Below are 9,269 nucleotides of genomic sequence, written 5' to 3'. Positions count from 1 at the left end.
TCCTTGGGCTCTACCAACCAGGGCGGTGCCGGTGGCGGCTTCTTCAACATCGGTGGCCGTGGCGGCTCCGCGACCGGCGGTACCGGCGGCGCTGTCTATGCCGGCTACAGCACCGGTTCCTCCGGTGGCACGGCCAGCAGCGGTGGGTTGTCCATCGGCGGCGGCGGTGGTGGCGACGGCTATAACGACATCGGTGGTGCCGGCGGTGGCGCGGTTGGCGGTATCTACAACGACACGGGCGCAACCCTGCGGATCATCGGTAACTCGGTCATCTCCAACAACATCGGAGCGGGCGGTGGTGGCGGTGGCGGCGGTGCCGGTGGTGGCTACACCCAGGCGGGCGGCGCCGGTGGCGTGGGTGTCGGTGCTATCTGGAACAAGGGTTCGATCCTGATCACCGCGGCCAACTTCGCGGCCCTGGCCGGCAACGTCGGCGGCAGCGGCACTGGTGGAACGAGTGCCGGCACGGCAGGTGTCTCGCCGAGTTCGGTGGCCAACGTCTATGGCGATGGCGGTACCATCAATACCAACTATGTGCCGGACGAAACGCCGCCCACCGCGACCGTCGTCGTAGCCAACACCAACCTGAATTCTGGCGGCACGTCGCAGGTAACCATTACCTTCTCCGAGGCAGTCACGGGACTGACCGCGGCGGACCTGACCGTGCAGAACGGCACCGTCGGCACGCTGACCAGCGGCGACGGCGGTGTCACCTGGACCGGCACGCTGACGGCGGCAAGCAATATCGCCGATACCACCAACATCATTACCTTGAACAACACCGGTGTGGCGGACCTCGCCGGTAACGCCGGCGTGGGCACCACCGATTCGAACAATTACGTGGTCAACGACACCGTGGCACCGACGGCGTCCATCGTGGTATCTGACACGGCCCTCAGGAGCGGCGAAACCTCACTGGTGACCATCACCTTCTCCGAGGCGGTCAGCGGGTTGACCACGGCTGACCTGACGGTGGCCAATGGCACCCTCAGCGGCCTGAGCAGCAGTGACGGCGGTATCACCTGGACAGCAACCCTGACACCCGACGCCGCTGTCACCGACACCACCAATCTGGTGGTGCTGAACAATACCGGTGTCGCAGACCTGAGTGGCAATGCCGGTGTCGGCACCACCAACTCCAACAACTACGCTATCGACACCCTGCGCCCGACGGCCACTATCGTGGTCGCCGACACGGCGCTGAGCGCCGGTGAAACGTCCTTGGTGACCATTACCTTCAACGAGGCGGTGAGCGGTTTCACCGTCGCAGACCTGACGGTGGCCAACGGTATAGTTACCGGGCTGAGCACCAGCGACGGTGGTATCACCTGGACCGCAACCCTGACACCTGACGCCGCTATCACCGACACCACCAATCTGGTGGTGCTGAACAACAGCGGCGTTGCCGACCTGTCCGGCAACGTCGGTACCGGCACCACCGACTCGAACAACTACGCCATCGACACCCTGCGCCCGACCGCCACGATCGTGGTGGCCGACAACGCCCTGAACATCGGTGAAACCTCCCTGGTGACGATTACCTTCAGCGAGGCGGTGACGGGTTTCACCCTGGCCGACCTGACCGTTGCCAACGGTTCTCTGAGCGGACTAAGCAGCAGCGACGGTGGCATCACCTGGACCGCGACGCTCACCCCAAGTGCTAGCACCACGGACGCCACCAACCTGATTGTCCTGGCCAATACCGGCGTACTGGACGCGGCCGGTAACGCTGGCACCGGCACCACCAGCTCCAACAACTATGCCGTCGACACCGCGCGCCCGACCGCGACCATCGTCGTCGCCGATAACGCCCTGAGGGTCGGCGAAACGTCCCTGGTGACCATCACCTTCAACGAAGCAGTGACCGGTTTAACCACCGCCGACCTGACGGTCGCCAACGGCACCCTGACCGGGCTGAGCACCAGCGACGGCGGTATCACCTGGACCGCGACACTGACCCCGAGCGCCAGTACCAGCGACGCCACCAACCTGATCACCCTGGATAACACCGGCGTGGCGGACGCTGCCGGCAACGCCGGCAGCGGTACCACCGACTCCAACAACTACGCCATCGACACGGCGCGCCCCACCGCCACCATCGTCGTCGCCGATACCGCCGTCGCCCTAGGCGAAACCTCGGTGGTGACCATCACCTTCAACGAGGCGGTGACCGGCTTCACTCTGGCTGATCTGACGGTCGCCAACGGCAGCCTGAGCGGGCTGAGCACCAGCGACAACATCACCTACACCGCGACCTTCACCCCGAGCGTTGGCACCAGCGATGCCACCAACCTGATCACGCTGAACAACACGGGCGTCGTGGATGGGGCGGGCAACGCTGGCACCGGCACCACCGACTCCAACAACTACGTCGTCGACACGCTGCGCCCCACCGCGACCATCGTGGTGGCCGACAACGCGCTGAGCGTCGGCGAAACGTCGCTGGTGACCATTACGTTCTCCGAGGCGGTCAGCGGTTTCGACAATTCGGACCTGATCGTGGCCAATGGCACCCTGAGCGCCGTCAGCAGCAGCGATGGCGGCATCACCTGGACCGCCACGTTCACCCCGGCCCTGGGGGTCAGCGACACTTCCAACGTCATCACCCTGAACAACACCGGCGTCAGCGATGCCGCGGGCAATACCGGCACCGGCACGACCAACTCCAACAACTACCAGGTCGACACCAACGTACCGACGGCGACTATCGTGATTGCCGATACCAGCTTGAGCATCGGCGAGACTTCAGTGGTTACCGTGACCTTCAACTCGGCGGTCAGTGGGTTCGACAATGCAGACCTGACCGTCAGCAACGGTACCCTGAGCACCATGATCAGCACCGACGGCGGCGTCACCTGGACGGCCACGTTCACGCCGAGTGCGAGCATTTCCGATACCAGCAACGTGATCACCCTGGACAATACCGGCTTGATCAACGGCGCGGGCAACGCAGGTGTCGGCACCACCGATTCCAACAACTACGCGGTCGACACCGTGCGCCCCACCGCGACTATCGTGGTGGCCGACCCAACCGTCGCCATTGGCGAAACCTCGCTGGTGACCATTACCTTCAGCGAGGCCGTAACGAGCTTCACCCTGGCTGACCTGACCGTGAGCAATGGTTCCCTGAGCGGGCTGAGCACCAGCGACAACATTACCTTCACCGCGACCTTCACCCCGAGTGCGGGAGTCAGCGACAGTAGCAACCTGATCAGCCTGAACAGTGGTTCGATCGCCGATGTGGCGGGCAACATCAACACCGGCACGGCGGATTCGAACAACTACGTTGTCGATACCCTGCGTCCGACTGCGACCATCGTAATGTCCGATAGCAACCTCAGCGTCGGTGAAACTTCACTGGTGACCATCACCTTCAGCGAGGCGGTCAGCGGTTTCGACAATTCGGACCTGAGCGTGGCCAACGGCACCCTGAGCGCCGTGAGCAGCAGCGATGGCGGCATCACCTGGACGGCGATCTTCACCCCGGCCACCGGCACGCGGGACGCCACCAACCTGATCGTCCTGAACAACAGCGGCGTGAGCGACGCGGCCGGCAACGCCGGTACCGGCACCAGCAACTCCGCCAACTACACCGTCGATACCCAAGTGCCGACGGCGACCATCGTGGTGGCCGATACGTCCCTGAGCATCGGTGAAACCAGCCAGGTGACCATCACCTTCAACGAAGCGGTGAGCGGTTTCGACAACAGCGACCTGACCGTCAGCAACGGCACGCTGAGCAACGTGTCGTCCTCCGACGGCGGCGTCACGTGGACGGCCACGTTCACACCGAGTGCGAGCATTGCCGATACCAGCAACCTGATCACCCTGGACAATACCGGTGTCGTCAACGTCTCAGGCAACGCTGGCGTCGGCACCACCGATTCGAACAACTACGCGATCGACACCGTGCGCCCGACCGCGACCATCGTCGTCGCCGACACCGCCATCGCCGCGGGCGAGACCTCGCTGGTGACCATCACCTTCAGCGAGGCCGTGACGGGCTTCACCACTGCCGACCTGACAGTCGCCAACGGGACCCTCAGTGGGCTGAGCAGCAATGACGGCGGCATTACCTGGACCGCGACCTTCACGCCTGCCGCTGGCATCACTGACTCCAGCAACCTCATCACCCTCGCCAATGGCGGCGTCGCCGACCTGGCGGGCAACGTCGGCAGCGGCACCACCGATTCGAACAACTACAGCGTCGACAGCCAGCGTCCGACCGCCACCATCGTGCTGAGCGATTCGGTGCTGAAGCCGGGTGAAACCGCCCAGGTGACCATCACCTTCAGCGAGGCGGTAACCGGCTTCAGCAACGCTGACCTGAGTGTGGCCAACGGCACCCTGAGCGCCGTCAGCAGCAGCGATGGCGGCCTGACCTGGACCGCGACGTTCACACCAACCCTGGGCGTGACCGACGCCACCAACCTGATCAGCCTGGATAACACCGGCGTAAGCGATGCGGCTGGCAACACCGGGACAGGTACCACCGATTCGGCCAACTATGCGGTCGAGACGCAGGTACCGACTGCCACGATCGTGGTGGCTGACAGTGCCCTGCAAATAGGGGAAACCTCACAGGTCACCATAACCTTCTCGGAAGCGGTCAGCGGTTTCGACAACACTGACCTGAGCGTGAGCAACGGCACGCTGAGCAACGTCTCGTCCTCCGATGGCGGCGTGACCTGGACGGCGACGTTCACCCCGAGCGCGAGCATTACCGACACCAGTAACCTGATCACCCTGGACACCAGCGGCGTGGTCAACGCCTCGGGCAACAGTGGTGTCGGCGTGGTGAGCTCCAACAACTACGCGATCGACACGGCCCGTCCTGGCGCGACCATCTCCCTGGGCGATACCACCCTGGGCATCGGCCAGAGCACCACCGTGACCATCACCTTCACCGAGGCGGTGTCAGGTTTCGACTTGTCGGACCTGAGCGTGGCCAATGGCGTGCTGTCCAACCTCGCCAGCAGCGACGGCGGCCTGACCTGGACCGCGACCCTGACGCCCACCGCGGGCGTCAGCGATGCCACCAACCTGATCCTGCTGGACACTGGCAACGTGCAGGACCTCGCCGGCAACGTCGGGGCAGGCATTGCGATCTCCAGCAACTACGCACTCGATGCCTCCCGGCCGACAGCGACCATCGTGGTGGCCGATCCGAACCTGACCGTGGGCGAGACGACCCAGGTCACCATCACCTTCAGCGAGGCGGTGAGCAATTTCGATCTGTCGGACCTCAGCGTCACCAACGGCGAGCTGACCAACTTGACCAGCAGCGACGGCGGCAGGACCTGGACCGCGACGTTCACGCCCACGGTGAATCTCACTGACCCGAGCAATTTCATTGCCCTGGACACCAGCAACGTCAACGACCTGAGCGGCAACACCGGGGCCAGCGTGGCGGTGTCCAATAACTATGCGATCAACACCGTGGTACCCAACGATGTGAAGCCGCCGCCGGAGTTCCTGACGTCCGACCCGGTCACGGTTACCCCGCCGTCCGAGGTGCCGCTGCAACCGATCGTCTTTACCCCGCCGACCGGCAACCTCGGTTCGCCGCTGGGCTTCCCGCCGCTGTTCGAGCAGCGGGACGTGGGCGGTGGCCTCAAGCCGATTGGGGATATTTTCATCAACCGGGGCCAACTGGCGCCTAGCTATATCGCTCAGGTGTTCAGCAACGATGCCTCTGGCGATGGTTCTGGCCAGGGGTTCCTGGGCTTTGGCGGGGGCGATGGCGGGGTGTTCGGCAGCAGCACGCTTTCGACCCTGTTCACCCAGGACTCCGCTTCCGAGGGCGACTCGATGGATGCCTTCGGCAGCCAGTCGATGCAGGGTGGCGATGTGTCCCAAGGGCTGCGCGGAATGTTCGGCGCACCGACCTTGGGCCAGCAGCTGCAACAGCTCAAGGATACTGAACAAGGTCAGGTCGACAGCTTGGCAACGGCGTTACGACAGGTCGGCATCAGCCAGGCGCAGGCCTGAATTCTAAAAAATATTGGGGCAGCCAGGGGCAATCCAGGGAATGAATAGAAGTCAGAAGTTATTCGGTATGAGTTTGCTGGCGCTGGTGGTGAGTGGATGTGCGGTCACCAGCGAGCCGATCGATCGCAGCGTCAGCGAACAGCGCGCTCGAACCGATCTGCAGAATATGTACAAGGATCAGGAGCCGCTGAGCGGCCCACTGACCTTGCACCAGGCCATGGCCCGGGCGGTGAAGTACAACCTCGAAGGTCGCTTGAAGATCATGGAGGAGGCCCTGGCCAAGCGTCAGCTGGACCTGGCCAGTTTCGACATGCTGCCACGCATGGCCCTGGACGCCGGGTATGTGGGCCGCAACAACGTCAACGCCTCCAGCAGCCAGAGCGTGGAAACCGGTACCCAGTCCCTGGAACCGTCGACCTCCCAGGACCGTGACCGTGAAGTGGCGGACCTGACCATGGTCTGGAACGTGCTCGATTTCGGTGTCAGCTACATCAGTGCCAAGCAGGCCGGGGACCAGCGCCTGATCGTGCAGGAACGCCGGCGCAAGGTGATCAACACCATCGTCCAGGACGTGCGTTCGGCCTACTGGCGCGCCATGGCCGCCGAGCGCCTGCTCAAGCAGATCGACAGCCTGATGGCCCGGGTCGACGCGGCGCGTGGCAACAGCCAGAACATGAGCGAGCAGCGCATCGGCGACCCGGTGCAGGCCCTGGGTTACCAGCGCTCGCTGATCCAGGCCACCCGCCAGCTTGAAGAGCAGCGCCGGGCGTTGTCCCTGGCCAAGACCGAACTGGCGACCCTGATCAACTTGCCCCTGGGCACCGAGCTGACCCTGGCGACCCAGGATGAATACACCATCCCGGAACTCAAGGTCGACCTGGCCCGTCTCGAACAGGAAGCCCTGGCCAGCCGCCCGGAACTGCGCGAGCAGGATTACCAGACCCGCATCACCGCCGCCGAAACCCGCAAGGCCATGCTGCGCCTGCTGCCGGGCCTGGAGTTTTCCGCCGGCGGGCATTACGACAGCAACTCGTTCCTGGTGGAGCAGGGCTGGGCCGACTATGGTGTGAAAGTCACCTGGAACCTGTTCAACGTGATCTCCGCCCCGGCGGCCATCGACGTGGCCAAGGCCGGTGAAGAAGTCGCGTCGGCGCGGCGCCAGGCGATGTCGATTGCCGTGCTGGCGCAGTTGTACGTCGCCAACGCCAACTATCGCGAAGCCCTGCGCCAGTTCAAGACCAGCCAGCAACTGTCGGACATCGACGGGCAGATCGTTGGCCAGTTGCGCAGCCGTCACCAGGCCGCAGGCATTGGCGAACTGGACCTGATCCAGGGCGAACTGAACACCCTGCAGGCTGATCTGCGCCGGGACCTGGCTTATGCCGACCTGCGCAACGCCTACGGTCAGATCTTCGCCAGCGCCGGCCTCGATCCAATGCCGAACGAAGTGCAATCGACCGCAGTGCAATCGATCGCTACGGCGCTGGCGAACCGCGAAGCGGCCTGGGCCCAAGGGAACATCAACGTGCCAATGGCCGCCGTGCCCCAGTAACGGGCCTTGGGCATGACGCGCCCGGCGTTTTCCCGGCTGCCGGTGGCGGTGAACCTGCCGTTGCTGTTGCAGGCACTGGCGGCCATTGACGACGCGCGCTGGCAAGGGCATTTCAACAGTGCCTATTACAGCGGCGACTGGAGCGGGGTGGCGCTGATTTCGGCGGCGGATGCCGTCACCGAGCTGTCGCCCGGGCGCGGTCAGCCAAGTCAGCGTGCGCCTTGGCTAGCGGACGGTCGCTGGCGTGAGGCGTTGCGCGACTGGCCCCTGGAGATCGTCTCGGCCCGGCTGCTGCGGCTGGGGCCTGGTGGGTGCATTCACGAGCATCGTGACTACGATCTGGGCGGGCCGGACGCCGACCTACGCCTGCACGTTCCGTTGCTCAGCCCACCTGACGTGGACTTTTTCCTGGATGAACAAATCATTCCGCTGACGGCCGGCGAGTGCTGGTTTCTCGACCTGGCGCGGCCTCACCGGGTGGTTAACCGAAGTGCTCATTCGCGGGTTCATCTGGTGCTCGATTGTCGCCCCGGGCCGTGGCTGGCCCAGCAGATTACCGATGGGCTGCCCACCACGCCCGCCGCGGGCGTCAGGCAAAGCGACTTCGCCCGTTTTCAGCAGCGTGTGGAAAGCGATCCTGAACTCGCCCGTACCTTGCAGAGCCTGCACGACCTCGACGCTTTCATTGAGTCCAGCCTGGCGCTGGGGGCCGAACGAGGGCTTCATTTCACCCGGGAAGAATTGCGGGCCGCGATGCGCAACGGTCGCCAGCAGTGGAGAAACCCGTGGAAGACCTGAACCTGCACGGTTGGTTGCCGATCCGCCTCTGGCAAGAGGCCGGACAGTGGTGGGTCGATTGGTGCTGGTTCGGCGACGCGCGACTGTCACAGCCGTTCTTTGGCGATGCGGTGGAAGACGCCCTGCGCCTGCCCTTCAACCAGGCGTTCCGCCGCCGGACGCCCTTGGGCGCACTCAGTCAGTGGCAACGACAATCCCCGGGACTTGAGCCCAGCGCATTCATTTTCCATGCCTCCCGTTGTGGCTCGACATTGATCAGCCAGATGCTCGCGCAGTTGGACGACCATATCGTTATCTCGGAACCGCCACCGCTGGATACGCTGCTGCGCAGTGATTTGCCAGCGGCCGAGCGGTGTGTGGCACTCAAGGGCTTGATGTCGGCCTACGGGCAGCGCCGCCGAGGTGTGGAGCAACGCCTGGTGGTCAAGCTCGACGCCTGGAACATCGGTGAACTGCCGCTGCTGCGTGAGTGCTTTCCCGACACACCCTGGCTGTTCGTGTACCGCGACCCCTTGGAAATTTCGGTCTCCCACCTGCGGCGTCCCGGCATGCACATGGTGCCGGGGATGATCGGGGCGACGGTCCTGGACGATGGATTGTCGTTCGGCAGCCAGGAAGATTTCATCCCGCGGCGGGTGGGGCGGCTGTTGGGAGCCGGTCTGGAACACTGCCGGGCATTGGCTGGGATGGCGGTCAACTACACCGAACTGCCCGAGGCGATGACGGGCAGGTTGGCGGCGTTTTTCGGCCTCGATGATAAGCAATGCGAGCAAGTGTTCGCCACGGTGGGGCAGCATGCCAAGCAGCCGGCACAGGCGTTTGTCGGCGACAGCGAGGACAAGCGCCGGGAGGCTTCGGCGCTGTTGCGGGAGCGGGTCCTGCGCTGGGCGCAGGGGCCTTACGAAGCGCTCGAGTGTCTGAGAAGGTC

The 9,269-nt window shown here is 64.3% G+C and carries 4 protein-coding genes; all 4 read left to right on the top strand.

Annotated features, from left to right (window positions below):
* The coding region (locus tag J4E53_RS28515) for an S-layer family protein (RefSeq protein WP_207268242.1) at positions 1–5,991 on the top strand (5,991 nt) is incomplete at its 5' end.
* A 40-nt stretch (positions 5,992–6,031) separates the two neighbouring features.
* Positions 6,032–7,543 carry a TolC family protein gene (locus tag J4E53_RS28510; protein WP_103311068.1) on the top strand — a complete coding sequence of 504 codons (1,512 nt, stop codon included), beginning with the start codon at positions 6,032–6,034 and terminating at the stop codon, positions 7,541–7,543.
* Between the two features lie 12 nt (positions 7,544–7,555).
* On the top strand, positions 7,556–8,341 hold the full coding sequence (locus tag J4E53_RS28505) for an aspartyl/asparaginyl beta-hydroxylase domain-containing protein (protein WP_103311066.1): 786 nt from the start codon (positions 7,556–7,558) through the stop codon (positions 8,339–8,341).
* On the top strand, positions 8,329–9,269 hold a 941-nt coding region (locus J4E53_RS28500; RefSeq protein ID WP_103311065.1), incomplete at its 3' end, for a sulfotransferase family protein. The genes J4E53_RS28505 and J4E53_RS28500, both read left to right, overlap by 13 nt.

The sequence above is a fragment of the Pseudomonas sp. FW305-28 genome (assembly GCF_017351395.1).
GTDB classification, from domain to species: Bacteria; Pseudomonadota; Gammaproteobacteria; order Pseudomonadales; family Pseudomonadaceae; genus Aquipseudomonas; species Aquipseudomonas fluorescens_AA.
The sequence above is the reverse complement of the archived record's forward strand: the minus strand, read 5'-3'. Positions and strand labels throughout refer to the sequence as shown.